Annotated in this window: 19 protein-coding genes; 9 read left to right on the top strand and 10 right to left on the bottom strand. The window is 55.5% G+C overall.

The annotated features are described in order from the left end of the window. Positions 1-118: 118 nt before the first annotated feature. The gene (locus AC2FI7_RS21560; protein WP_010442201.1) at positions 119-1,609 is read left to right on the top strand and encodes an O-antigen ligase family protein; all 1,491 of its coding nucleotides are present in this window, start codon (positions 119-121) and stop codon (positions 1,607-1,609) included. On the opposite strand, the gene AC2FI7_RS21555 is transcribed toward AC2FI7_RS21560, so the two are convergent. Further along, entirely contained in the window at positions 1,606-2,133 is a 528-nt protein-coding gene (locus AC2FI7_RS21555) for a serine O-acetyltransferase (protein WP_010442202.1), read from the bottom strand. The two genes, AC2FI7_RS21560 and AC2FI7_RS21555, sit on opposite strands and share 4 nt — an antisense overlap. Before the next feature lie 63 nt (positions 2,134-2,196). Continuing rightward, the gene (locus AC2FI7_RS21550; protein ID WP_010442203.1) at positions 2,197-3,036 is read right to left on the bottom strand and encodes a 2OG-Fe(II) oxygenase; all 840 of its coding nucleotides are present in this window, start codon (positions 3,034-3,036) and stop codon (positions 2,197-2,199) included. A gap of 391 nt (positions 3,037-3,427) precedes the next feature. Between AC2FI7_RS21550 and AC2FI7_RS21545 the strand changes: the two genes are divergently transcribed. The 4 genes from AC2FI7_RS21545 (at position 3,428) to AC2FI7_RS21530 (ending at position 7,858) form a co-directional block, all read left to right on the top strand. Beyond that, complete coding sequence (locus tag AC2FI7_RS21545; RefSeq protein WP_010442204.1) at positions 3,428-4,564, top strand: Gfo/Idh/MocA family protein; 1,137 nt, start codon at positions 3,428-3,430, stop codon at positions 4,562-4,564. A gap of 3 nt (positions 4,565-4,567) precedes the next feature. Continuing rightward, positions 4,568-5,392, top strand: coding sequence for a glycosyltransferase family 2 protein (locus tag AC2FI7_RS21540; RefSeq protein WP_496816938.1), 825 nt, complete (start codon positions 4,568-4,570; stop codon positions 5,390-5,392). Between the two features lie 94 nt (positions 5,393-5,486). After that, positions 5,487-7,088, top strand: coding sequence for a GMC oxidoreductase (locus AC2FI7_RS21535; protein WP_496833625.1), 1,602 nt, complete (start codon positions 5,487-5,489; stop codon positions 7,086-7,088). Further along, entirely contained in the window at positions 7,085-7,858 is a 774-nt protein-coding gene (locus AC2FI7_RS21530; RefSeq protein ID WP_010442207.1) for an SDR family oxidoreductase, read from the top strand. Before AC2FI7_RS21535 ends, AC2FI7_RS21530 begins: the two co-directional genes overlap by 4 nt. A 46-nt stretch (positions 7,859-7,904) precedes the next feature. On the opposite strand, the gene AC2FI7_RS21525 is transcribed toward AC2FI7_RS21530, so the two are convergent. Then, positions 7,905-9,161 carry a protoporphyrinogen/coproporphyrinogen oxidase gene (locus tag AC2FI7_RS21525; protein ID WP_010442208.1) on the bottom strand — a complete coding sequence of 419 codons (1,257 nt, stop codon included), beginning with the start codon at positions 9,159-9,161 and terminating at the stop codon, positions 7,905-7,907. Positions 9,162-9,212: 51 nt separating this feature from the next. After that, complete coding sequence (locus tag AC2FI7_RS21520; protein ID WP_010442209.1) at positions 9,213-10,442, bottom strand: glycosyltransferase family 4 protein; 1,230 nt, start codon at positions 10,440-10,442, stop codon at positions 9,213-9,215. A 350-nt stretch (positions 10,443-10,792) separates the two neighbouring features. Here AC2FI7_RS21520 and galE point away from each other — a divergent pair, with 350 nt between their 5' ends. Further along, complete coding sequence (gene galE / locus AC2FI7_RS21515; protein ID WP_010442210.1) at positions 10,793-11,794, top strand: UDP-glucose 4-epimerase GalE; 1,002 nt, start codon at positions 10,793-10,795, stop codon at positions 11,792-11,794. 46 nt (positions 11,795-11,840) lie between these two features. Here galE and AC2FI7_RS21510 read toward each other — a convergent pair whose 3' ends face one another. From AC2FI7_RS21510 to AC2FI7_RS21490, 5 genes are read right to left on the bottom strand one after another with little or no spacing between them, the layout of a single operon-like run. Beyond that, complete coding sequence (locus tag AC2FI7_RS21510) at positions 11,841-13,241, bottom strand: oligosaccharide flippase family protein (protein WP_010442211.1); 1,401 nt, start codon at positions 13,239-13,241, stop codon at positions 11,841-11,843. A 33-nt stretch (positions 13,242-13,274) separates the two neighbouring features. After that, positions 13,275-15,383 carry an NAD-dependent epimerase/dehydratase family protein gene (locus tag AC2FI7_RS21505; RefSeq protein WP_010442212.1) on the bottom strand — a complete coding sequence of 703 codons (2,109 nt, stop codon included), beginning with the start codon at positions 15,381-15,383 and terminating at the stop codon, positions 13,275-13,277. Positions 15,384-15,403: 20 nt separating this feature from the next. Further along, on the bottom strand, positions 15,404-16,393 hold the full coding sequence (locus AC2FI7_RS21500) for a glycosyltransferase family 2 protein (protein ID WP_496816936.1): 990 nt from the start codon (positions 16,391-16,393) through the stop codon (positions 15,404-15,406). After that, a complete protein-coding gene (locus AC2FI7_RS21495; protein ID WP_010442214.1) occupies positions 16,383-17,624 on the bottom strand; it encodes a glycosyltransferase in 1,242 nt (413 codons plus the stop codon). The genes AC2FI7_RS21500 and AC2FI7_RS21495 overlap by 11 nt, the downstream gene beginning before the upstream one ends. Further along, positions 17,621-18,625, bottom strand: coding sequence for an NAD-dependent epimerase/dehydratase family protein (locus tag AC2FI7_RS21490; RefSeq protein WP_496816935.1), 1,005 nt, complete (start codon positions 18,623-18,625; stop codon positions 17,621-17,623). Before AC2FI7_RS21490 ends, AC2FI7_RS21495 begins: the two co-directional genes overlap by 4 nt. 365 nt (positions 18,626-18,990) lie before the next feature. Between AC2FI7_RS21490 and AC2FI7_RS21485 the strand changes: the two genes are divergently transcribed. After that, positions 18,991-21,420, top strand: coding sequence for a tetratricopeptide repeat protein (locus AC2FI7_RS21485; RefSeq protein ID WP_496816934.1), 2,430 nt, complete (start codon positions 18,991-18,993; stop codon positions 21,418-21,420). 19 nt (positions 21,421-21,439) lie between these two features. Here the strand turns inward: AC2FI7_RS21485 and AC2FI7_RS21480 are convergent, their stop codons facing one another. Continuing rightward, on the bottom strand, positions 21,440-21,652 hold the full coding sequence (locus AC2FI7_RS21480; RefSeq protein ID WP_010442217.1) for a hypothetical protein: 213 nt from the start codon (positions 21,650-21,652) through the stop codon (positions 21,440-21,442). Positions 21,653-21,936: 284 nt separating this feature from the next. Between AC2FI7_RS21480 and AC2FI7_RS21475 the strand changes: the two genes are divergently transcribed. Further along, positions 21,937-22,536 (top strand): polysaccharide biosynthesis/export family protein, encoded by a 600-nt coding sequence (locus AC2FI7_RS21475; protein WP_010442218.1) that lies wholly within the window; start codon positions 21,937-21,939, stop codon positions 22,534-22,536. 21 nt (positions 22,537-22,557) lie between these two features. Next, positions 22,558-23,970, top strand: coding sequence for a hypothetical protein (locus AC2FI7_RS21470; RefSeq protein ID WP_480874325.1), 1,413 nt, complete (start codon positions 22,558-22,560; stop codon positions 23,968-23,970). Positions 23,971-24,112 lie beyond the last annotated feature (142 nt).

Raw genomic sequence — 24,112 nt, 5'->3', positions numbered from 1 at the left:
ACACGCTGGGCTGATGCCGGGACAAACAACCATCTTGCCGAATTGAAACGCTCAGGACAGAATCATCGCCAACGTGATACCTGACACTCAACCCCTTTAACGCCAAGACCTGATATATATGCCCAATTCACTCGCCTATCTGATGTTGATGGTCTGGCCGATCATCATGGTAGTATTGTTCAAGAAACTTCCGGCGCCACGCGCTCTGCTGATCTCGATATTGGGCGGCTATGTTATCTTGCCCCCAAACACATATTTTGATCTGCCGCTGATACCGACGCTAGACAAGCACACAATCCCCAGTTTGGCTGCATTAGTGTTGTGCCTGACAATGTTGGATCAGAAAATCAGGTTTTTTCCGCAATCCCGTCTGGTTTCGATCTTGATGCTGGGGTTCCTGCTCAGCCCGATTGTCAGCGCTTTGGGCAATCTGGAACCGGTTTTTGCCGGACCTGTCGTTCTGCCGGGGATGACTGCCCGAGATGCGATTTCAGAGTTCCTGAAGCACGTGATTATCATTATCCCATTTGTTCTGGGCTTCAATATTCTCTCAACACCCGACAATAAGAGAGAATTCCTAACACTCTACATGGTTATCGGGTTGATATACTCGATTCCGATCTTGCTCGAAGTTCGGCTCAGCCCGCAACTCAACAACTGGGTTTATGGGTTTTTTCCCCAACTCTTTTGGCAGCAAGTTCGATTTGGTGGTTTTAGGCCCACCGTGTTTCTTGGCCACGGGTTGTTGGTAGCGTTTTTCGTCCTGATGTCGTTTCTGGCGACAGCCGCGCTTTTGCGAGGTTCGCTGGGCAATGATCGGTGGCACAAATTTGGCATTCTCGTATATCTGTTCGCCATCCTCATTCTCTGCAAAACGGTGGGTGCGATTTTATTTGCCGTTCTGTTCGCGCCCATCGTGCTATTTGCCAGTTCCCGTATACAACGCTGGGTAATGCTGATTTGTGCTGTATTCCTGATAGCTTACCCGATCTTGCGCGCAGAAGATGCAATACCCGTTGAGCGTATTCTCGGCTATGCGGCACAGATTCAGGCTGAACGGGCCCAATCTCTGGAATTTCGCTTTGAGAACGAAAGCATGCTGTTGGAGCGCGCCGCCGAAAAACCTCTCACCGGCTGGGCATTCTGGAATCGAAATCGAAACATGGATCCAGAAACCGGTCGCGTTCTGACTGTTCCAGATGGATATTGGGTCCTAATCATCGGTGTGCTGGGCTGGTTCGGGTATATCTGCATTTTTGGGATGCTGATCTTCCCACTTCTCCGGCTTTGGGCAAGACGCAAAAAGTGCATCGGCTCACCCGACGAGTATGTTACGAACGGCATTGCGCTCATGCTGAGTATCAACCTTGTTGATTTGATCCCCAACGCATCCATCAACAGCATGACTTGGATTATGGCTGGCATGCTGCTAGCCAAGTCCACGGCTGCGGTGCGGGACCGATCTGATGAGGCCGACGTAACGGTCCCCCAGCCGGATCCACCTCGTGTGGCTCATGTGCGCAAGCCGCGTGGTCAGGCGAAAGCAACCACTTCCGCTCAGCTAAAGAACCCGCATAACAAACGACGTTCGAGGCAGACCAACACCTAAGTGTTCAGTTTTCTCGCGGGGACGCCAGCGACGGTCGCACCGCTTTCGACATCGCGGGTGACAACACTATTAGCGCCAACGGTCACGTCATTACCGATCGTGAGCGGGCCCATGATCTTGGCACCTGCTCCGAGATCCACATGTCCCCCGAGAACAACCGTTGATACCAGCGTAACCTGTTGGAAGATCATGCAATTCGGTCCGATACGGGCGGTGGGGTGGATGATGATTCCAGTTGGATGCGGCAACCGAAGACCGCCTTCGATATGGGTATTCAGATGAATCTCGGATTGTGTGATCACCGACCAGAACCGGTGCACCAGAGCCCAGTACTTGCTGAACGCCCATCCAATTGGGCCACCCCGCGCCTTGGCCGCCTGATATCGCCTGATCGCGCGCAACAGCTTGTAACCCGGGTCCCAAAATTGCCGCACTTCTTCGCGCGACCAGTCCGGAACTGTCGCTGAGACCACCAACGGCTGCTCTGGCTCAACAGTTGACGTTTGCTGGATATTGCCTTGCATGGATCCGATCTTTTCAGCCTGTCACGCGCCCGAGCCGTTGGCATCGAGCGCGATTGGCGTTGCTCAGAAGCCCAGACGCGCCAGACGGGGATAAATCCTGCGATAAACAACCGGTGGCAACCAGTTTTCCAGAACTTCCTGCCGGTGCGATTGGCGGTCGAACTGATCTTCTGTACCGGGGCGTGGCTTGAAGATCGTCGAATGTGCCTTGCGGCTGGGGTCCCAAGTCGCTGTATAGTAGTACAGCGCGATGGACTGGCGTGGCTCACCATCGGGATGGTTCACTTTTTCGGGGTTGCCATGGAACGTGCTTGTGCCTGTCGAGAAGCAGCACATGCGGTTGAAGGTCGGCACAAAACTTTTGACCTTGGTAGTCATATCGTTGCTCCAGATCTCGAATGAACCGCCCCATTCCTCGCGCCAGTCGTCATTCAGATAGATCAACACGTTCAGGCGCCGTTCAACGACCATCTGTTTGTGCAGATTGAAATCCGCATGAATATCCAGATGCCCCCCGTTTTTAACCCGGTGGATGCCTGCGCCGATATAATAAGGATCGGGGATCAACCCTTTGATACCGGTCATTTCCTCAAGAAACAGGATAAACGGGCGGGAGTTGAAGGCGTGGAACAACTCACGCGAATAGACCGGCAATCTCTCGGGATTGTACTGCGTTTTCAGGTTCTCCTGCGCCCGCTCAAATGTGTCGCTGTCTTCGCCTTCTTCAAGCGTGGCCACGTCCTTCTGAACTTTGCGCAGAACTTCTTCAGGAAGAAAATTATCGATGCAAATATGGTTATAGGGTTCGCCGCTCTGATATTCTTCGGCAAATGGGGCCGCCGCCGCGCGGGCGTTTTCAACACTGATACTCAGACGTTCGGGATCAATTTGATAGATCGCCATCTTCTTTTCCTATCTAAACAATAATACAACTCGAATTACCGGCCAGCTTCTGCAGCGGCAGAGCAAAGTGGGGATCAAGGTCTTCTATCAGAAAAATGGGGGGATTCCCCCCATTTCACAATGTGACATATCCAACCATGCCTGACAAACACATGATCAGGATCAATAGGGCTATTTCAGAAGAAAAGTCCCTTATTTTGCGACAATGAAACTTGAAACTCTGAGGCATGAAATACCCGAGTCTCCGGTTGGGAACAGGGTGATCTCGCGTGATGTTTGAACGATTTGCAGGGCATCGGCCAATTTACAGTGGCACATCCGCAATTCTGCCCATATTACAGTATTCGTTGTTTATGAGTTCCCGCCCGTCGAATAAGAGACCATTCTCTTTATGCCCAGGTTGTTGATTATTGGTACCGGATATGTCGCGGATTTGTATCTGCGCTCCCTCAAGCTCTATCCTGAAATCGAGATTGCCGGGTGCTATGATCGCAATCCCGAGCGGCTGTCTCAATTCTGTACCTACTGGTCACTGCCTGCGGTGGACAGTTTTGAGGCATTGCTGAATCTGGCGAAACCAGATGATATTCTGCTCAACCTGACCAATCCGTCCGCGCATTACGATGTTTCGCGCAAGGGCCTGGAAGCCGAGCTTCACGTCTATTCCGAAAAGCCGCTGGCGATGGAGATGGACCAGGCCCAGGTGCTGGCTGATCTTGCCGCTGAGCGCGGGCTGCGCCTTGCCTCGGCGCCCTGCAGCTTTCTTGGCGAAGCCCCGCAAACGATCTGGGCCGGATTACGCGCTGGCGTAATCGGCAAAACCCGCCTGATCTATGCCGAGATGGATGACGATTTTATCTCGCAGGCCCCCTATCAAAAATGGTTCTCGGAAAGCGGCGCGCCGTGGCCGGCCAAAGACGAGTTCGAAGTGGGGTGTACCCTGGAACATGCAGGCTATTACCTGGCGTGGTTATTGCCCATGTTCGGCCCGGTCCGGACGGTTGTCGCAGCTTCGGCGGCGCTGGCAGATGTGACCGATGTGACCGCCGGGGCCGCACCGGATATTTCGGTCGGGACACTCTTTTTCGAAAGCGGCGTGGTGGCACGGCTCACCTGTTCCATATTGGCCAGACATAACCACGAACTTCGGATCATCGGTGATACGGGCGTGATCGAGATAGATGAGTGCTGGAACAACGCCGCACCGGTCCGCTTGCGCCGACGTTTCTCGTTGCGCCGCAGACTGGTCAATGCGCCGCTGGCCAGGCGTCTTAAAATCAAGGGGCCGACCCACGAAAAACTTGGGCGCAAGGGTGCCGCGGCGATGAACTTTGCCCTCGGCGTGGTCGAGATGCGGGACGCAATCCGCGAAGAGCGGCCCTGCCGTCTGTCCCCCGACCTGTCTCTGCATATGAACGAAGTCACGTTGACCTTGCAAAATGCCGGAGAACACGGCGGAGCGGTCACGATGCAGACCCGCTTCGATCCCGTCGCGCCTATGCCTTGGGCCGAAAGCCTCGCACGTTGAACCATGTTTGAGATTTCGGTCATCATCCCTGCTAACAACGAAGAAGCTTATATCGGCCCCTGCCTCGAGGCTCTCTTGGCACAGGTCATCGCGCACCGGGCCGAGGTGATCGTTTCGGCAAATGCCTGCACCGACAAGACAGCAGATATCGCCCGTAGCTACGCACAGCGGTTTGAGCAGCGGGCTTGGCATCTGGAGGTACTGGATTCAGAAGAGGGCGGCAAACCAGCGGCGCTCAACCGCGCCGACGCTGTGGCAACGGGTGGCACAAGGGTCTATCTGGACGCGGATGTTGTCATGTCACCGATGCTACTGGACGCGCTGGTGAAAGTGCTGGATCGCACTGAACCGGCCTATGCCAGCGGCGATCTGAAGGTCAGCTCGGCACAAAGCTGGGTCACACGGGCCTATGGCCGGATCTGGACCCGACTGCCCTTCATGACAGAGGGCGTGCCCGGTGCCGGGCTGTTTGCCGTCAATGCGGCTGGTCGCGCTCGTTGGGAGGCATTTCCGCAGATCATCTCGGACGACACCTTTGTACGGCTGCAATTCACACCGGATGAGCGTTTGCCGGTTTCGCCTCCGTATTCCTGGCCCCTCGTCGAAGGATTTCAGGCTCTTGTACGTGTCCGGCGCAGGCAGGACGCAGGAGTAGCCGAGCTTGCGCGTTTATATCCGGGTATACTGGATCGGGAAGGCAAAGCCCCGCTTAAAGCGGGACATCTGCTGCGCCTTGCCCTGACCGACCCGATTGGTTTCGGGGTATATGTCGCTGTGAGCCTATCCGTCCGCAGCCGCAGCGACTCTGCCTGGAGCCGGGGTCGATAATGCGGTGCAAGGTGGAGAAATATTTGGCTGGAAGCATAATGCCTCAATCGCGCAATCCTCCGGCCTGTAGCAACACCATGAAAGGAGGGTCCGGGTGATAACGCCAGATGAAGCGCAGTCGCAGTCGTGGGATGTGATCGTCATCGGCGCCGGCATGGGCGGCGGCATGGCCGGGCGGCGTCTGACGGAACGCGGTTTGTCGGTTCTGTTTCTCGAGAAGGGCGTGACGGGCTACCGGAGCGAACGTCAGTACTATGCCGATGATGTCACGGAGCCGATTGCTCGCAAGCTGCGGGGGTATTGGCCCAAACCGGTCGAGGCACACGACGGCGGGGCGGTTTCACACTATTTCGCGCCATTGGGCAGCGGGGTCGGCGGCTCATCCGTCTTCTATGCAGCGGCACTGGAGCGTCCTGAACCGCACGATCTGGACGACGTACCGGATATCACGCACCCGACTGGCGGTTGGCCCGTGGGATTTGAGGCGTTCCTTCCCTATTTCGATCAGGCCGAGGACCTGCTCTTTGTACATGGCGCGGAAGACCCGCTCTCGGATATTCCTTCGGTCAAACTGCGCCCGCCGCCAGAATTCACACCCCAAGAAGCGGCGATGATGGCCGATTTCCGTGATCGGGGCCTGCATCCGTATTACTCTCATATCGCACAGAAATGGATTGAGGGGTGTGCCAATTGCTTCGGCAGGAAATGCCCGCGCACCTGCAAGATGGATGGCCGCTCGGCCGGTGTAGAACCGGCACTGGCCAGCGGTCGCGCCGCTATCATCACCGAATGCGATGTCGAAGCGCTGGCAGAAGACCAGCCCGGACAGATCACCGGCGTCCGCGTGCGCCATTGTGACGAGACTTTCACCCTGCACGCCCGGACCTATGTTTTGGCTGCGGGTTCGTTTGGCTCGCCCACCCTGTTGCTGCGGTCAACCGACCTATCCGCAACCGGATGTGCCAATTCAAGCGATTGGGTCGGGCGCGGGCTGATGTTTCATATTGATAATTTCTTTGCTGTCTGGCCAAGGCGGGGTGCGGAACCGATCGGCAAAAGCAGGGCAATATCCACACGCGACTTTTATGTTGTGAAAGGTGAGCGTATGGGCCTGGCGCAATCCATGGGATACGAGGCGGATTACGGAACCATCCTGCGCTTTTTGCTTATGCAGCTCGAACGCTCGCGGTTTGCCAAATACACAAAGCTGCGCCGCCTTCTGAACATACCCGCCCTTTTGGCCGCCAAACTGTTTGGAAACGCCGACGTGTTCGTGGCCCAGATGGAGGACTTCCCCGTCCGCGAAAACCGGGTAGTATTGAACCAAAAGGACCCCGAGGTCTTTACATTCGAATACACAGTCGCGCGCGACGTCTTCACCCGTCAAACCGGACTGCGCCGCGCCATCCGGAGCGCAATCGGCCGGTGGCGTGTGATGTTTCTGTCAATAAAACCAATCGTTAACGTCGGTCACCCGCTGGGCACGTTACGCTTTGGAAGCGATCCCGCCACGTCGGTGCTTGATCCCGATTGCAAGGCACATGATCTGCAAAACCTCTATGTCGCCGATGGTTCGTTCATGCCAACATCGATGGGGGTCAATCCAAGCCTGACCATCGCCGCCAACGCATTGCGGGTCGCAGACATCATCGCTGATCGAACGAACCAGTCTAAACAACCCACGGAGGCGTCATGACAGATACAAGCCAGCGAATTCGCGAAGGTATTGCCGTCGTCACAGGTGCCGGCGCGGGATTGGGACGAGAACTGTGTCGCACCCTGATTGCCGAAGACATCCGTGTCGCGGGCATCGGTCGCAACCCCGAACAGTCGACGGCCGTTGCGACCGAGCTGGGGGATGGATTCATGCCCGTCACAGCCGATGTTTCGGACCCAGAGGCCGTCGCACGGGCATTCGAAGATATCACCGCCACCTTAGGCGCGCCCACGATCCTGATCAACAACGCAGCCGTTTATCCGCGCCGCGACATTCTGGATGAAACCCCGGAAAGTTTCATGCAGTCGGTCAACATCAATCTCGGCGGCGTTTTTTATTGCTGCCACGCAGTCCTTCCCGGCATGGTCGAGCGTGGCTATGGCCGGATCGTCAACCTCAGCACCTTCGCCCACATTGCACCGGCGCCCACGGCCGCGGCCTATTCGGTGACCAAGGGGGCTGCGCAGACATTGACCAAATCATTGATTGCCGATCTTGCCGACCGTTTTCCGGATATCGTCATCAATGACTGGATACCCGGCGCGTTGAAAACCCGAATGGGCATACCCGATGGCATCGAACCAGCAGAGGCCGCAAAATGGGGCGTGCGACTGGCATTGTGGCATGATCCGATGCTCACCGGACGCCTGTTTGATCAGGACACCGAGTTTCTGGAGCCAATCTCTTTGAAACGAAAGATATTGAACAAGATTACCGGTAAAAAGCGCATCCCGCTGCGCCTTTCGTAACAAACGCGTGGCGCGGTGGTTTGAAAGCCACCGCATCGCCAAATGTTCAGTCCGCTTGCCATGAAGCAACCAGTTCCCGTGCCTCGATTATATTGTCCTCGATCGAGCAATAGGTCCAACCTCCGTACCGCCCGATGGAATAGACACCACTATCGTTGAGGACTTTGTTCAAACGCTCTACCTCTGATTTGGCCTGCTGGTTGATATGGACATAGGCCGGGTCCATCACCAAGGCGTGGTAAGCCATCAGCTCATGGTCATCAATCAGACCTTCACGGGCCAGATCTTCAAGCACGCGTGCGCGGGTGGCTTCGACGTCAACCTCTGCATCGCTCGTCAGGCCGACCTCAACATAAAGGCTCATCCGGTCGGCGTCGAATATGTTGTCATAGAACCCAACACGGTAGAACACCCGCTCGCGATTAGGGTAGTAAACCCAATGCACATCGCGCGGCCCCTTCCGGTCGAAGCCCAGATTGAAGACCAGCACCTTGTTCCAGGTAAATGCCTCTTCCTGATGCTCCAGACCGGCAATTCTGGCCAGATGGTTGAACGGTGCGGACGACACCAGCCGCTCAAAGCCAATTTCGCGACGTGTTGTGCGCGCCACATTGCGGTCAAGGTCAATCCCGACCAACGCTTCGTCCAGACAAATCGCATCAGGCTTCACGGCACTGGCAATGGCATTCACATACTCGATGGCGCCGCCTTCGGGATAGGTGAACGTGGCATTATAACTCTGATTGTCAGGGATCTTCATATTGTGGATGATGTCATCCACATCTGCGTGCGGAAAGAACCGCCCCATGGCGTCTTTGTCGAGCGAACTGAGGTCGCAGGCATAGAGCTTCTCGTTGTACGGAACCAAGAATTTTTCGCTGATACTCTTGCCGAAACGGCCATAGATCATGTCCAGAAAACTGCCCTCTGCCTGCTCGTTCGGTTTGGCAAAATACAGGTCATACAGGCAGTCGATGAAATCCGCCTTGGGCAATTGGTGGATGTTCTTCTGAAATGGAAAATCAACCCAGTCACCGCCATAAGCGATGAAGGACTTCTTTTCGCAGGTGATAATCTGCTGGCCCTGCATCCGCTCACGCAACCAGGCTTCGATTTCCGGGTTCTTGAAGTGGAAGAAATGACCGGAATAGTCCCAGACAAACCCATCCTTCTTGATGGTTTTGCAATAGCCGCCAATGGCGCTGTCCGCATCAATGACGAGGTACTCGGCATCGCCAAGGGCTGCAGCAGTGGACAAGCCGCTAATGCCGGCCCCGATGATCAACGTCTGGGTCTTTTCCATGTGCAAGTTCCTACATTCAAATGATAACGTCTGTACGGGTTAATATCTGCGTCAGCCTTTAAAGGCACGGATCGCGGCCTTGTATCCTTCAACGGTTTTGGTCGCGACTGCATCGGGGCTGTAAAGCTCGCTGCAATCTGCCCAAGCCTGTCGCCCAAGCCGCGTGGCAAGGTCCGGATCGTCCAACAGGCGCTGACAGGCCGCAACCATTGCCTCTAGGTCCTGACTGGGGATTAAAAGGCCATTTCGCTCGTCTTCGATGACTTCGGGAATGCCACCCACCGCCGTTGTGACCAGCGGACAGCCCAGAGACATCGGTTCCAGCAACATATATCCCATCGTATCGTACTGGGCCGCAATCAGAGTCAGGTAGTGGCTTGTTCTCAGACTCATCAGCTCGGAATGAGTCATCTGTCCCCGGTAGTCGACACGATCACGCAACTTCGGTGGGAAATTCTGCTCGAAGAACTCCTCAAAATAGACTGTGCCATTCTCGGTTTGGATACCTTGATCCGGGCCGATGAAGGTCAAGGTCAGATCTGGGTTCGCCTCGGCAAGCCGCGCAAAGGTCCGCAGTACCAGATCCCCGCCCTTGATGCTGTCGAAACGTCCGACGAAAAACATCTTGTTCTTGTCACACCGGTCAACTTGCCAGGTCTCAGTTTCTGGCGACGAAACAATTGGAGTTGGAATAATGGTACTGCTCTCAATCCCAAGATCGTAGTGTTTGCGAATTGTATCCAGCGTGTCGTTACAGTTGGCCGTCACATAATGCGCTGCTTTGATGGCCAGCCCTTCATACGTCGAACGCCCGTCATTGATGGACTGCGCGGATGTTGCGTCCTTGAAACCACCGGTCAGGACGAATGGGCCGTGCAAACGCACTGAAACGGGGACGATATTCATCATCGCAACCTCGGCACCCATTCCGAAGGATTCCTCGATCTCGAAAACCTCGATCCCTTTTTCGGCCACCAGCTTGCGAATGGCCAATGCGATCTTGGCCGAATGCCGCAACGCGTCGTAGGGGCGCGCCGTCAGCTTCGACTGTATTTTGTGCCAAATCCTTGAAAGAAAAGGAACCTGAACGTCCCCGAGGTCAATCGTATACGGATCCTTCTCTCCAGCGTCAGGCGTCAGAATATAAACTTCATGTCCAAATGCCCGCAGCGAGGACACAAGCTGCGACGTGTATGTTACAATTCCGGACGCGACGCGTCCGGGCGGCCAAGATGAGACGTAAATCGCGATCTTCATCGGCTGGTCGGTTCTTTCATTCATGTCCAAAAATCTGAGCAAACGGTTCTCTGCCCATCTCCTTCTTGGGGCCTAAATCAAAATCTCTTAAAGATGGAACAACTGCCACCGGACGGCGCGGGTTGTGCACGTAAATGACTCGTAGCAGGGACTCTCTGTCCATGCTAGATTCCAGTTGCAGTTGTCATTGTCTGTGGCACAGTATCCACGCTGGATTCTAGCTTTAGTTGCAGTGATATGCGGCAATTTTGACCTCGAAAGAGGCGTCCCAATACAGGGGACAATCAAATAGGGTACGAGTTATTGTTGCAAAGGTTGGCTCGGGAAATCACGATGGCTTGCCCTCTCAGGTCGATCCCGCAAAAAGGTGAATCATGACAAAGCACATTCTTCTCACCGGCGGCGCCGGATTTATCGGCTCGCATACCTATGCAGCCCTTGTGGATGCCGGTTACGCGGTCACCATTTTGGACAATTTCGAAAACGCGCGCCATGATGTGCCTGACCGGCTGTCCCAAATCACAGGAAAAGCTGTACCGGTCATCGAGGCAGACATTCGCGACCAGGACGCCATCAAATCCGCATTTGCCACCAACGACTTTGATGCCGTTGTGCACTTTGCTGCATTGAAATCCGTCCCTGACAGCGAAGCCGATCCCATCGGCTATTACAATTCCAATTGCACAGGCTTGATCAACATCGTCGACGCAATGCAGGCAAGTGGCGTTAAAAATATCGTCTTTTCGTCATCGGCCGCAGTTTACGGCAGCGCTTCGCAAATGCCCTTAACCGAAACCAGCCCCTGCCTACCGGACAGTTGCTATGGCTCCACAAAGCTATTCGGAGAGGAATTTTTGGCGCGCGTCACCAAGGCGCATCCCGATGTCAAAACCGGCATACTGCGCTATTTCAATCCTGTTGGGGCTCACCCATCCGGGCTGATCGGGGAAGATCCCTCTCAGCCGCCCGGCAATCTCGTTCCGGTGATTGCCCGCGTCGCGCGCGGCGAAATCGAGGCGCTTTCCATCTTCGGTGGCGATTACGATACCCCCGATGGAACCTGCATCCGTGATTATATCCACGTCCTTGATTTGGCTCGGGGTCATGTACTGAGTCTCGATGCACTTCTGAACCAGAAAGAAAGCCATCTCGTCAATCTTGGCACCGGGCGAGGTAACTCGGTCCGTGAAGTTCTGAACACCTATTCGGAGGTGATCAATCGCGAGATACCCAATCGCATTGTGGATCGTCGCCCTGGCGACCCGCCGGTTTCTTATGCAGCGACAGACCGGGCAAGCGAAGTCCTTGGATTTGAGGCGAAGCACGGCCTCAGGGACATGTGTGAAAGCAATTGGAAGTTTTCAGGGGATAAGTGAAGAAGCTCTGAGTGCTTGGAACCATCATCCATGCACTTCCTCGAAATCATGTTGCTGCGGCCCAAAGTTCAGCCATTCCCCAGCCCACTGCTGCTCCGACCAGCACAAGCGGCATCAACCGGACCTCATGCAGCAGTGATACCCAGCCTTCCCGACGCCCCATCACCAAGAGCGCGGTGACCTCGGGTATGCGATGCAATGCGACAACGATTAGCGCAAGGGTCGTTGACCCGAAACCCCATATCGCGATGAACAGTCCGACCCAGATCGTTGCAGCGCTTACCAGGCTGAGAACCGTCATCTCGCGGAACCGGCGTTGCGCGCTATAGGCCTCGCGCAACAGGCGCGGGCCAATCAGGATCAGACCCACAGACAGGATCTGGATCATGCCCGCGACGTCCGCGTATCGGTCATCGTAGATAATACCTACCAATGTTGGGGCGAAAGTCATTAGCGTACCGGCTCCGAACATCGCCAGACTGTCAAACAGGATGCGGTATCGATAATAGCGGCGGCGCAAAGATGCCTCTTCGCCGTCTTTGTGCAATTCAGTGAACACCTGAAGTCCCATCTGAGCGTGTACCGTGTTCAAAAACGTCTCGACAATATCCACGATCTGACGGGCGATATAATAGAATCCAAACGAGCTTGCCGACATCGCAAAGCCTAAAACAAAGCGGTCAGCCATTACGGTGACGGCGGACAAAGCCGAATGACCGATGATCCATTTGCCGCGCTCGATGATCACCCGGAAATCATCAACGCTCCAACTCAGCCGCATCGCTGGACCGATAAACATCGCATAGCTAAGCGTAACCATGATAACTGCGCCTGCGAGATTACCCAGAACCAGCGCCCAGATATTACGCAGCCAGAAGGCCAGACCTATAGTTATGACCGTTGTCAGAACCACTCTGATCAGCGTCTCTTTGCTGACCTGACGGAACTTCATTTCGCGTTCATAGACAAACTTGGCTGGTGACGCGAAGCCGCTGATGATAGAAAACCCACCGATTGCGGCGATTGCAAATGGAAGCGTCGGGTCACCATAGCTTGACTTTGGATCGAACCACTCTGCCCCCTGCCCCCACGATATGCCAAACGCCAGCAGGATACAGACCAGCAGGATCAGAACTCCGCGCAAAATCTGCGCCGTCCAGCAGGAGCGCAGAAACCCATCATCCAATTCGCCCTCGCGGGTCAGGATCAGCGAGCGCACGCCCAGATCGGAAAACATCTCGAGCACGAAGATGAAGGTCATGACGACGGCGAAGACCCCGAATATCTCGGGCGTCAGTATTCGGGTCAGCACGATGGTTGAGACGATCCGCGCCATTACCTGCATCACGAAGACCATTGTCGATAACGCGGCCGACGCCATGATCTTGCGCCGCAGACTGTCGCGGTCGGACATCAGCCCGGATATGCGCTGGCTTATGAACTTCATGCCGGTTCAGCCATGGTCTGACTCCACCACATCCTAAAAGCCGAACAGGTTGGCCTGGGTGATGCCCTTGCGGACAAATTCATCCCGATCCGCTTCGGGTTTCCAACCCAGAACCTCTTTGGTGCGGGCATTGCTGAAGGGGGACAGATGGCCCCGGGATTTCCAATCGCTATAGGACTGGTTCTTCAGATCACGCAGCCCGACGACGTAGCGTTTGAGCAGGTATTTGATGCTGCCCGACAGGTAGAAGGTCCAGAAAGCGCCTTTTTTGACCTCGATCCGCGCGTCCAAAGCCTCATGTATCGCGTCAAAATAGTCCCGCGCGCTCATCATCGGCTCACCAATCAGATTAAATGACTGCCCCACGGCAGCGTCATTGTCGATCATTGCGATCAGAGCATCCGAGATATCTTCGATCAGGACAAACGGTAGGATGTTGTGCCCATCCCCCCAGATCCGCACCGCCCCGGCCCCATGCCAGCGCCCGATGCCCCAATGTTGAAGCGGCCCGCCCTCACCGATGACAATGCCGGGCCGCGCAATTACCAGAGGCAGGTCCTGATTCCGGTGCATTTCAAGCAGTCGCTTCTCGCATTCCGCCTTTGAGCGGGCATAGAGGTTGCGGTCGCTCATATCCTCGCCAAATCCGGTGTCTTCTGTGATCGTGCGCGCTGGATCGGACATGTCATATGAGGCGATGGTTCCGGTGTAGATCAACCGCTTGACCCCGGCCTCTTGCGCTGCCTCCGCCACGCGCACAGCCACGCCGACGTCGTTTTCAAGGCACCCTTCCCAGGTATTGTCCATGGATTTGGCCAGGTTATAGACGACCTCAATCCCTTCCATGGCAGCGGTCAGCGCCTCTTTGTCCCGCAACGAAACAGCAACAGTTTCAACCTGATCAGCAATGTCGGCGAAAGGTCCATGCCGCCCACGACTGAGGACCCGCACCCGACGTCCGCTTTTGACCAAAGCGCGTGTCAGATGGCGACCGATGAAACCAGTGCCCCCGATCACCATAACCGTAGGCTTCAAAGTTGCAGCAGGCACGACCGGGGCAGGCTTCGCGGTGAATTCATCCGGTATCAATTCGGCGGTTTGTTCAATGGCTCCGATGACGGCCCCGGCAGCAGCGGCCGAAAAACGGTCGTCCACCGGGTTGTTAGTGCGGATCGCATCGTAAAACGCACCAAACGCCCCCAGAAAGCTCAGCGCATAGGGGGATTTGCGGTTCAACGATGTCAGTTGTCTCACGCCGTTGACCACGCCCTCGCAAAGATGCTGACCCGCCAGCCCCATCTGTTGACGGAATGGGTTTATGACGATGTCGGATGTGTTCTCGCGTCGGATCGTCAGCGTGTCCGTAGCATAATCCAGCCGCGCCATCGCCGAGGATCCATGCACTACGACCGACCGGTCATCCATGGTTTCAACCAATTCGAGATTGAACGTCAGATCGACATGACCAGCCCGCGCCCGGATCTGCCAGCTTTGCGGGCGGACCTGCCCCCCTTGCAGAGTGACGGGCTTACCTGCTTCCAGTCTGAAATCGCTGAGCTCACCAAACAGATCCACGGCATAGGCGTAAAGATGCGGCCCCAGTTCAAAAAGCAGATTGCGTGCCTCTTGTAACATCCACAGGCCATAGGGACCGGATCGCAGGGGCGCCAAGGGAAAGCGCCAGTTGAATTCGGCGCTGTTGATCCGGCCCAACGCGCCAGACCGGCAGGCTTGTTTCAACCGCTCGTATGACGGGACACCCAGGAAGTTGTGGCAGACGGCAATCTGCCGCCCAGCCTCTTTTGCTGCAGCCGCGACAGCGCTGCAATCGGCATGCGACAACGCAAAGGGTTTCTCCACCATCACATGGAAGCCCGCCCGAAGACAGCGCTGTGCCAGGTCTGCATGGATATGCGGTGGGGTCAGGATATGGACCGCGTCGCAGATATTGGCAGCCGCCATCTCTTCGATCGAGGTGAAGGGCTGAATTCCATAGGTTCCGGCGAAATCCGATGCCGCCGCGGGCGACACATCGCAGATTGCCGTTAGGTCAACGCCTTTGCTGGCCCGCAGCGCGTTTGCGTGCCAGGTTGCGATATATCCGGCTCCGATCAGGCCGACGCGAATTGGGTTCTGATACATATTCTTTTCAACACGAATGACTATTTATATTCGATGATCTTCATCGGCGCCGCCCGCTTTCGGCGCCACAGGTATGTCAGCATACCAACAACGTTGGGAAGTTTGGACAAGGACAGCAAAACCGCCTGTCGCATCGCTGATGGACGAGGCAAGCCTTCCTGCATAAGGCCCTGTGTGGTCCGCAGGTACGACAGCACATAGATGCCCAAAACTGCCAGAACGATCCAGGCCGACACGAACAGCCCGATTGCCGCGACGGCTGGCAAGACCGCACCATAGAACCAGGCCCTTTTGCGCTCTCGCGTGAAATAGTCGGCATGCAGATCGCCAACCTGGGCAAATCCATGCCCGGTGCGAACGGCCCGCTTCCACCATTGAGAAAAACGCATCATGGCAGCGTCGTGACGGGTCATGTCCAGGGGCAAGCGTTCGATTTTCCAACCCGCTTTGCGAATGCGCACGCAGAATTCGTCATCCTCGGCCGCGATGACGGTGTCATCAAAGCCGCCGACCCCGTCAAAGGCCGGAACCCGTACCATCATGTCGCCGCCGCAGGTTAGGATCGAACCCGCCGGGCGGTGCCATTCGAAATCGCAAAGCGCATTGTAGACGCTTGTATCGGGGTGAATCTCAGCTCTCCAACCTGTCACGATGCCAAGCCCGGGATCGGCGACCAGCGCCTCAGACGCGGCAGCGACCCAGCCATCGACGATGGCGCAATCGCCATCAACAAACTGAACAAAGTCCAGTGGCACACCCATCGCCTTTAAGGCAGCATATCCGGCGTTGCGTGCCCGCGCTGCAGTGAACGGGCGGGACAGGTCCAGCTCAACTACATGTGCCCCGACATTACGGGCCTGCTGCACGCTGTCATCGGAAGAATTCGAATCTACATAAACCACCGCAGACACTTCATCGGGAACCGAAGCCAGGCAACGAACCAGACGTTCACCTTCATTTCGACCGATCAGGACCAGACCGATTGCCGGGATCAGGGTATCATTCGGCATTCCTCACCCCCTGACTTTCAGGTTGGACGAGCTGCGCCAGACGCGTCGCTTCAGTTTTCTGGTTGAACTCGGCGGTCACTTTGGTCCGGCCCGCCTGACCCATGCGGGCGCGCAATTCGGGATCGCTCAGCAAATCACGCAGGCGTTCGGTCAACGCATCGACATTGCCGGGCGGCACCAGATAGCCGCTGACGCCATCCTCGACCAGTTCCGAAATGCCGCCGACACGGGTGGTCAGCACAGGCAGACCACTGGCCATCGCCTCCATCAGCGTCACCGGGACACCTTCGGCAAAACTGGGCAGGACCAACGCATCGGCCCCGGTCAAAATCTCTGCCACCTCACTTTGCGATTTGTATCCGGCGAAATGCACCACCCCATCCAGTTTCAAGCGCTTCGCCTGATCTTCAAGATCTGCCCGTTCTGGCCCATCCCCGATCAGCGTTGCACGCAATCCGGGCGTGTCCTGTTCAAGCCGCGACAGTGCCTCAAGTAGGACCGGCACGCCTTTGACCCCCGCCAGCCGACCGACAAAGACCAGATGAGGCCTGTCAGGATCAGCGGTGCTGGTCGCTTGATACTTCTCGGGATCGATACCGCAATGAATGATATTGAGCTTCTTCCAATGCTGGGGGTCCGAAAAGATCATGCACTGGCTGCGGCAGAAATCGCTGATACAGGCCACAAACCGGGCCTCAGAGATCTTGGTATCGATGCGCCAGTGTTTGGGTTCAAAAAAGATATCCGGCCCGTGGATTGTGAAACTGAAAGATATACCACTGATCCGGCTGGTCAGCATTGCAACCGTGCAGGTGGCCGTAGCGATATGATTGTGAAGATGGCGTACCTTACGCTTGCGAAGATGCTCGGCCAGCACCGCCGCCTCTGCAAAGTAGAACAGTTGATACACCAATCCCTTCAACCCGGCCGGACGGGTCTTCAGCGCCAGACCAAGGGCCGAGAAGTATCGACCTGGCGCCCGCATCAGTGCCTTCAGGTGGCATTGGATCAGGTGCAACGGGGATTTCGCTGCCGCGATCACATAGAATGTATTCTGATATTCCTGTTGTTGTTCGGGGCCCACATGATGCTCGATGCCCGTCTTGCGGATCGAACACGTTTCGACTTCAACCCCCTGCGCACGCAGGGCGAAAATTTCGCGCTGGATGAAAGTATCTGTCGCGCGGGGGTATTCCCCAGTCAGATATGCGATGGGTGCTGGCTGGCTCATGCCGACTTACCTTCGATCTGTAACCGGTGCATGACTTCGGAAAAGGACGGCTGCGGCGGGATATCCAGTCGCGCATGAAGGCGTGTCGTATCAAAGCGCACTGGTTTCATCCGGGCATGCAACGTAGCGGGCCGCAGCAGCCCCGGTAATCTGTTACCCAGCCTCGGAATCTTGCCCAATACGGCACCGACAATACTGAACAGACGCCAGCTAATCGGCCATACCACGCGCGGCCAACCCGTCTGACGCAGCGCCGCGACATAGGTGGCGCGGTCTGGACGGTCATCATCAAAAACATTGATCACTTCGACCCCATTGGACGGGGTCTGCGCTGCCTGCACAAGCGCCTGCGCAGTGTGCACCACATAGCTGACAGGGACTTCCCCGGCACTTTCCATCGAAATCAGCAGCGGTCCAACAGGATACCCCAAATGCGCGTTCCACAAACGCTCTGGCCCAAATACCGCGCCAGGCCGCATAATCCAAAGATCGAAACCTTGTGCTTCGGCCACAGCACGTGATTGCCGCTCTTGCATCAGTTTGGCCTGACAATAGGCGTCCCGCTTCTGAGGTGCAGTTTCGAGCGGGCAATCTTCGGTCAACAGCACGCCGGTTTCTACAGCACGGCCATCATAGACGGACAGGGAACTGACCAGCACCAGCCGAAGCGAAGACGAGCAGGCCTGAATCGCGCCAAGTACCGTTTCCATCGCCTTAGCCGTCTCGCGAATCTGGCGGTCTGGCGCCCCACCCATTATTGCCGCAGCGTGAATAATTGCATCCACATCAGACAATCGTTTCGCTAGTCTGCCCTTCGCATCTGGTTCCGCCAGATCCAGAGGAAACACGACAATCCCGGAATCAGTGCTCCATGCAGTAGGCGTAGTCGCTTCAGAGCGCACCAATGCCACCACTTCATTCCCCGAGCCTCGCGCCGCGTCAACCGCGTAGCGCCCGATGAAACCGCTCGCGCCTGTGATCAAAATCTTCAACCCAGCCATGACGTTAACACAATCCGGGTGTCCCTTGGTGCTTGGTATTCAAAAGAAATCTCAACCGCACAACACTATCAAACCTAACAACAAAAAGACCTATTAAAACCCCTGCGTAAATCGGGATTTTGTCAATTTCGAGAGTTTTATAAAGTAAGTGAGCGTAATTACGAATGGGAATGCCCGAATTTTTGCCCGGAAAAGAACAATTCCGCGCCTCTGCCCGCATATGACGCAAGATAGGCCTCCCCAACCTGATATCGACAAACACCAGGCTGTGAACGTGCGCGAACACAATTCTCGATCAAAGCGCTGGTAACATCACGCACTACTGGACAGTATGCCGTTAGTCGAAAGCTCAAACTTAAAAAGCTATGTTCAGACATCTGATTAATCCGCCACTCATTGCGCTTTGCACGACCATTTTCCTAGCTGGCTGCGAATCCTCCGAAGAACGGGCCGAGCGCTTCTATCAATCGGCGCTTGAGCTTTTGGAGACGGGTGATCCCGAACTGGCGCTGCTTGAACTGCGTAACGTATTAGAGCTGGATGTTTCTCATACCCAAGGACGGATCTTGTTTGCGCAGACTCTGGCACAACAAGGCCAGATAGGCGAGGCGCTGAACCAGTATCTGCGCGTGGTCGAACAGGAGCCCGAACGGCTGGATACCAGACTTATCGTGACCAGAATGTCATTGGACCAGAACCGATGGGAGGATGCGTTGCGCCATGGTCGCACTGCGCGTGATCTGGCAGCTAACAATGCGGATGTCCGCTTTCTAAATGCGGTTCTGGACTATCGTGAGGGGATCGAGGCCGAGGACATTGCTGCGCTTGACGCGCCATTGCAAGTCGCACAGGACAGACTGGTGGACAGTCCCGACGATCGCCTCGCCCGGCGATTGGTTATTGATCATGCGGTAACGACTGGGAACCCTGATCTGGCCCTGCGCCGTATCGAAACAGCGTTGACGCATCTTCCCGATGAGTATGAATTCCATCTGGCCCGTTTGCGTATCCTGTCCGACCAACAAGACATGGCGGCAATAGGTGAGGCATTGCGGGAATTGACGGGCCGCTTTCCCGACCGGCGATTGGCGCGCAACATGCGATTGGCATGGCATATGGAGCAAAAGGACGTCGCCGGAGGCGAAGCGTTTTTGCGTCAGCTCGCAAATGCACCAAACACAGGCGTCGACGATCACCTGCAAGTGGTCAATTTCTTGAAACGCACCCAAGGTGAGGAAGCTGCGCGCTCGGAACTGAACAGCCTGATTTCCGCGCAGCCCGAAAACAAAAGCTATCAGGCCACATTGGCGGCCCTGAACTACGAGGCAGGCCAGACCGCAGCCGCCATCGAAATGATGCACGAACTGCTGGCGGACGCTCAGGCCACGGAAGAGACAGCAAACCTTAAGATCAATCTGGCGCGCATGTTGATCAGCGGCGGGGATGTACCTGCCGCCGAGGCGCTGATCAGCGAGGTTTTGGCGGAAGCTCCGGGTCATACGGAAGCGCTGAAAATGCACGCCACCTGGCAAATTCGCGAGGATCGCCCCGAGGAGGCCATTCTGACGCTGCGCACCGCCCAGGCCGGAGCACCGCGCGATCCCAACATTCTGATTCTGATGGGTCAGGCACATGAGCGCACCGGAGCGCGAGAGCTGGCCGGTGAGCGCTATGCGCTAGCGGTTGAGGCCTCAGGTCGCGCTCTGGACGAGTCTTTGCGCTATGCTGCGTTCCTGCTGTCGGATGACAGGCTTGATGTTGCTGAAACCGTTCTGGCGGATGCGCTTGGTGTCACGCCCGGCAATGTCGAATTGCTGACCGCAATGGCTGAGATTCAGCTGCGGCAAAAGAATTGGATTCGGGTGAAGAGACTGATCTGGCGCCTGCGGGCACAAGATGATCCCTCTGCACTGACAGCCGCCGATCGGATCGAAGCAGCAGTATTGGTTCAACAGAACCGAACCGAAGACGCTATCAGATTCCTGAGCGACCTGAGCGCCGCAGAGCCGGCGGACCTTAATGCACTGACAAACTTGATCGGCACCATGGTACAGAACGGCAAAATCAATACGGCTGTTGATGTGCTTGAAAACAGGTTGCAGGACACGCCCGGCGATCCGGTATTGCGCTATTTGCGCGCCGGGATTTACGAGGCCGAAGGCCAGGATGACGAAGCCGAAGCGATCTATCGCGTGTTGCTTACAGAAGACCCGGAAAATCTTCGAGCCGTACGCCAAATGGCCCGGATGCTGACCCGACAAGGGCGCGAGGCAGAGCTAACGGCACTGCTCAATGTCGCGTCAGACGCCAATCCAGATGCAGTGTTGCCGCGCGCCCTGCGGGCAGAGCAGCTTCAACGTCAGAATGATTTCGACGGAGCGATTGCAGCTTATGATGCGCTTTACACAAATAACTCTGACGTAGAGGTATTTGCCAACAATCTGGCCAGTCTGATCAGCATCCATCGCGATGATGCCGAAAGCCTGTCGCGCGCCTTTGTCGTCGCCCGCCGGTTTCAACGTTCAGACGTACCTGCCTTTCGCAATACCTATGGCTGGATTGTATTTCTAAGGGGCGAATTGGATGAAGCGATAATTCACCTTGAGGCAGCAGCGCAAGGACTGCCCGACAATCCGACTGTTCAATATCATCTGGGAGAAGCTTATGTTGCTGCTGGACGCGGGGAAGACGCACAAAGAGTCTTGAACCGGGCTGTCGCGCTTTCGGCGCAGCACGATTTCTCTCAGTTACAAAGAACGCAGGAATTGTTGCAGCAATTGTCTGTCAACCGGTGACTGTCGCGCGGTCCGCCTGTCAATTCACCTGTTGGACCGAAACGTGTTCGACACAATTTTCCTCGACAAGCAGGGCGCGGCAAATGAGGACGGCACACAGCATAAGGCCGACAATACCGCCTGTTGCTGCATAGATCATGATCGCGGTGCCCAATGAAGCGCCTGAAACCAGCGCACCGACGCTCAATGCGCCCGCGGCCATCAATCCATGCAAGATCAATCCGACTATCATCTCACACTTCATCCCCTGAGATGTCCCTACGCGCGGTTGTCCTGACACCACGCCAGCAAATTATACAATTGTGTCACAATAATGTCTTCGTCCAGCGCACGAAGGCAGCGGTCATTCGCCGATCAGGTTAGGAAGATCCGGTTAACAAAGGGTAACTACGTCACAGTCTGCAAGAAATCATGAAAACTGACTTGAAAGCTGGGCAAGATATCGCCGAAACAGGATAGAGTGTATTCGGCGCAGCGCCGAGCGATACTGCAATGCAGAGATGGAAGAGTTTGGACATGAGATCAATTTTCACATTGCTTATTTCGGCATTGATCAGCGTTCTGGCGCTGCCGGCGCTGGCGCAGGGCTATCGGATTCAGTCAGGCGATACGCTGCGCGTCGAAGTGCTTGAAGATGAGAGCCTCAACCGCGACATTCTTGTGGCGCCTGACGGTCAGATAAACGTACCGCTCGCGGGCACCATCAGGGCCGGGGGCCGCACAGTTGAGCAGGTCAGGTCTGATCTGACCGAACTGCTTGCTCCCAACTTCGCTTCTACGCCCAACGTGTTTGTATCGCTGGGCGCGTTGAACGTACCGATTCCGCCGCTTCCCGACGAAACGATCTATGTATATGTGATTGGAGAAGCAGGCTCGCCCGGGCGTCATGCGCCAGTGCGCGGTACAACACTTATGCAATTCTTCGGTGAGATGGGTGGATTTTCTAGATTCGCCGCCACAAAACGGATAATGCTACGTCGTACAGACAGCGCAGGTAAGGAAACTGTTTACCAGTTTGACTATGATGCGATGTTGGACGGCACAGGAACAGGGGGATCGACGAGGCTGGCCGACGGTGATGTGATTGTAATCCCACAACGGCGCTTGTTCGAATAACCCCTAAAAAGGGGCAGGGCAGTGAAATTAAAGCTTGGTTTACAAACAGCACTTTGTGGTGCTGTTTGTATGTCGGTAAATACAGGTAACCGCGCAATCGCTCAGGGCATTGAGTTGGATCCCGGCGGGCCGCAAATGACCCTTGGCATAGCTCAGCGTTTTGAGACAGGGCGCAATTTGACACTTGATGTTCCCGAGCAGGGCAATGGATCAATTGCTTCGACAATCCTATCCTTTGGGCTATCGAGTGAAACTCCCATACAGAGCCTGAGCTTGGATGCTGTTACCGCTTTGCGGTTTAGCGATCTGCCAGATCGAGGCAGCGACGTTGATATCGGTGATTCCATCTTTGACTTTGGTTACATTCGAGACGGAGCCAACGCTGGTCTCGACCTTGGCCTCGACTTTTCAAGCTATGATATAGGTCTTTTTCGGTCACTTAATGACTTCATAGATGAAGACGGTGTAGTCGATTTACCCTCCGACTTTGGCGATTTAACGGGCGACGGGACTCGCAGAGAGTTACTCTTTTCCTTCCAAATGGACTTTGGGCGTCAGGATTTGGTCAACTATTATTTCCGCATAGATACGCAGAATCTTGACTACGTAGATCAGACAAGTCCGGATCTATTCGATACTGATGTAATTAGCGGCGGTGCGGGCATTGGCTTTATCCTGTCGCCGGTCACAACTGCCGCGATTGATATCAGCGCAGAGCGATACGAAGAAGATAACCCGGATCAGACTGACCGGAAAACCAAAGATATTGTTTTTGGGTTGTCTCAGGAAGTCACCGAACGGTTGCGGTTGGACTTCGCGTTAGGGTACGTGGATATCGATGAGCGCGAACTGATTTCCGGCGATGACTCTGCCTCTGGCCTCATCGGAGGATTTGGTGCCGAGTATGATATGCCTAATGGCGCAGTGTTTTTCGATGCTGAAAGCGAGTTGGCGCTGGCTGGGCGCCTTAATTCATTCCGTGTCGGTCGCAGCCTTGAAGTGCTTGGCGCTGAGCTCTCGGCCAGCTTGGGTGTTGCGCATACAGATGGTGGAAAAACAGAACCAATCGGGTCGTTGACATACAGTAATGAATTTGGCGACAACGAACTTCGAATCTTCTTCGATAGGGATGTCGTCATCACAGATGACGAGGTATTTCGCGACGAATATATTCTTGACGTCGGCTATATCTGGGGCCTTGGCCCATCTTCACGTTTCGGGCTTGGTGCAACGCAGATTTTCCAAGATTCTACTGAAGTAGATCCTCGCGTTGAACGGACAGACTTGAATGCCGTATACAGCTACGAGCTCGAGTCTCAATGGATTATAAATGCCGGTCTAAACTACAGTGTCCGTGATGAAGAGGGCCTTGGCCGAGCTACCAGTCCTCTGGCGTTTTTTCAGATTGGTCGAGAATTCGCTTGGCGGCCGTGATCAGCTTTCACCGTCAACTGCATAGGTGGGCTTGCCAGATACTCGGATCCACCATAGTCATCGGCTGCAGTTGGTAATTCATATGTTCTGCATTACCGCCATGGTGAATCTCTGCTTTGGCTAATGTTCAACTGGACCCGTT

The organism is Ruegeria sp. YTSA064 (genome assembly GCF_059610325.1).
This window is presented reverse-complemented; position numbering and strand designations above follow the sequence as displayed.

Excerpts from the sequence above, each read along its gene's own strand:
- AC2FI7_RS21485 (WP_496816934.1), top strand. The coding sequence starts at position 18,991 with ATGTTCAGACATCTGATTAATCCGCCACTCATTGCGCTTTGCACGACC.
- AC2FI7_RS21525 (WP_010442208.1), bottom strand. The coding sequence starts at position 9,161 with ATGGAAAAGACCCAGACGTTGATCATCGGGGCCGGCATTAGCGGCTTG.
- AC2FI7_RS21505 (WP_010442212.1), bottom strand. The coding sequence starts at position 15,383 with ATGTATCAGAACCCAATTCGCGTCGGCCTGATCGGAGCCGGATATATC.
- AC2FI7_RS21545 (WP_010442204.1), top strand. The coding sequence starts at position 3,428 with ATGCCCAGGTTGTTGATTATTGGTACCGGATATGTCGCGGATTTGTAT.
- AC2FI7_RS21490 (WP_496816935.1), bottom strand. The coding sequence starts at position 18,625 with ATGGCTGGGTTGAAGATTTTGATCACAGGCGCGAGCGGTTTCATCGGG.
- AC2FI7_RS21495 (WP_010442214.1), bottom strand. The coding sequence starts at position 17,624 with ATGAGCCAGCCAGCACCCATCGCATATCTGACTGGGGAATACCCCCGC.
- AC2FI7_RS21475 (WP_010442218.1), top strand. The coding sequence starts at position 21,937 with ATGAGATCAATTTTCACATTGCTTATTTCGGCATTGATCAGCGTTCTG.
- galE (WP_010442210.1), top strand. The coding sequence starts at position 10,793 with ATGACAAAGCACATTCTTCTCACCGGCGGCGCCGGATTTATCGGCTCG.
- AC2FI7_RS21480 (WP_010442217.1), bottom strand. The coding sequence starts at position 21,652 with ATGATAGTCGGATTGATCTTGCATGGATTGATGGCCGCGGGCGCATTG.
- AC2FI7_RS21510 (WP_010442211.1), bottom strand. The coding sequence starts at position 13,241 with ATGAAGTTCATAAGCCAGCGCATATCCGGGCTGATGTCCGACCGCGAC.
- AC2FI7_RS21560 (WP_010442201.1), top strand. The coding sequence starts at position 119 with ATGCCCAATTCACTCGCCTATCTGATGTTGATGGTCTGGCCGATCATC.
- AC2FI7_RS21500 (WP_496816936.1), bottom strand. The coding sequence starts at position 16,393 with ATGCCGAATGATACCCTGATCCCGGCAATCGGTCTGGTCCTGATCGGT.
- AC2FI7_RS21550 (WP_010442203.1), bottom strand. The coding sequence starts at position 3,036 with ATGGCGATCTATCAAATTGATCCCGAACGTCTGAGTATCAGTGTTGAA.
- AC2FI7_RS21555 (WP_010442202.1), bottom strand. The coding sequence starts at position 2,133 with ATGCAAGGCAATATCCAGCAAACGTCAACTGTTGAGCCAGAGCAGCCG.
- AC2FI7_RS21540 (WP_496816938.1), top strand. The coding sequence starts at position 4,568 with ATGTTTGAGATTTCGGTCATCATCCCTGCTAACAACGAAGAAGCTTAT.
- AC2FI7_RS21520 (WP_010442209.1), bottom strand. The coding sequence starts at position 10,442 with ATGAATGAAAGAACCGACCAGCCGATGAAGATCGCGATTTACGTCTCA.
- AC2FI7_RS21530 (WP_010442207.1), top strand. The coding sequence starts at position 7,085 with ATGACAGATACAAGCCAGCGAATTCGCGAAGGTATTGCCGTCGTCACA.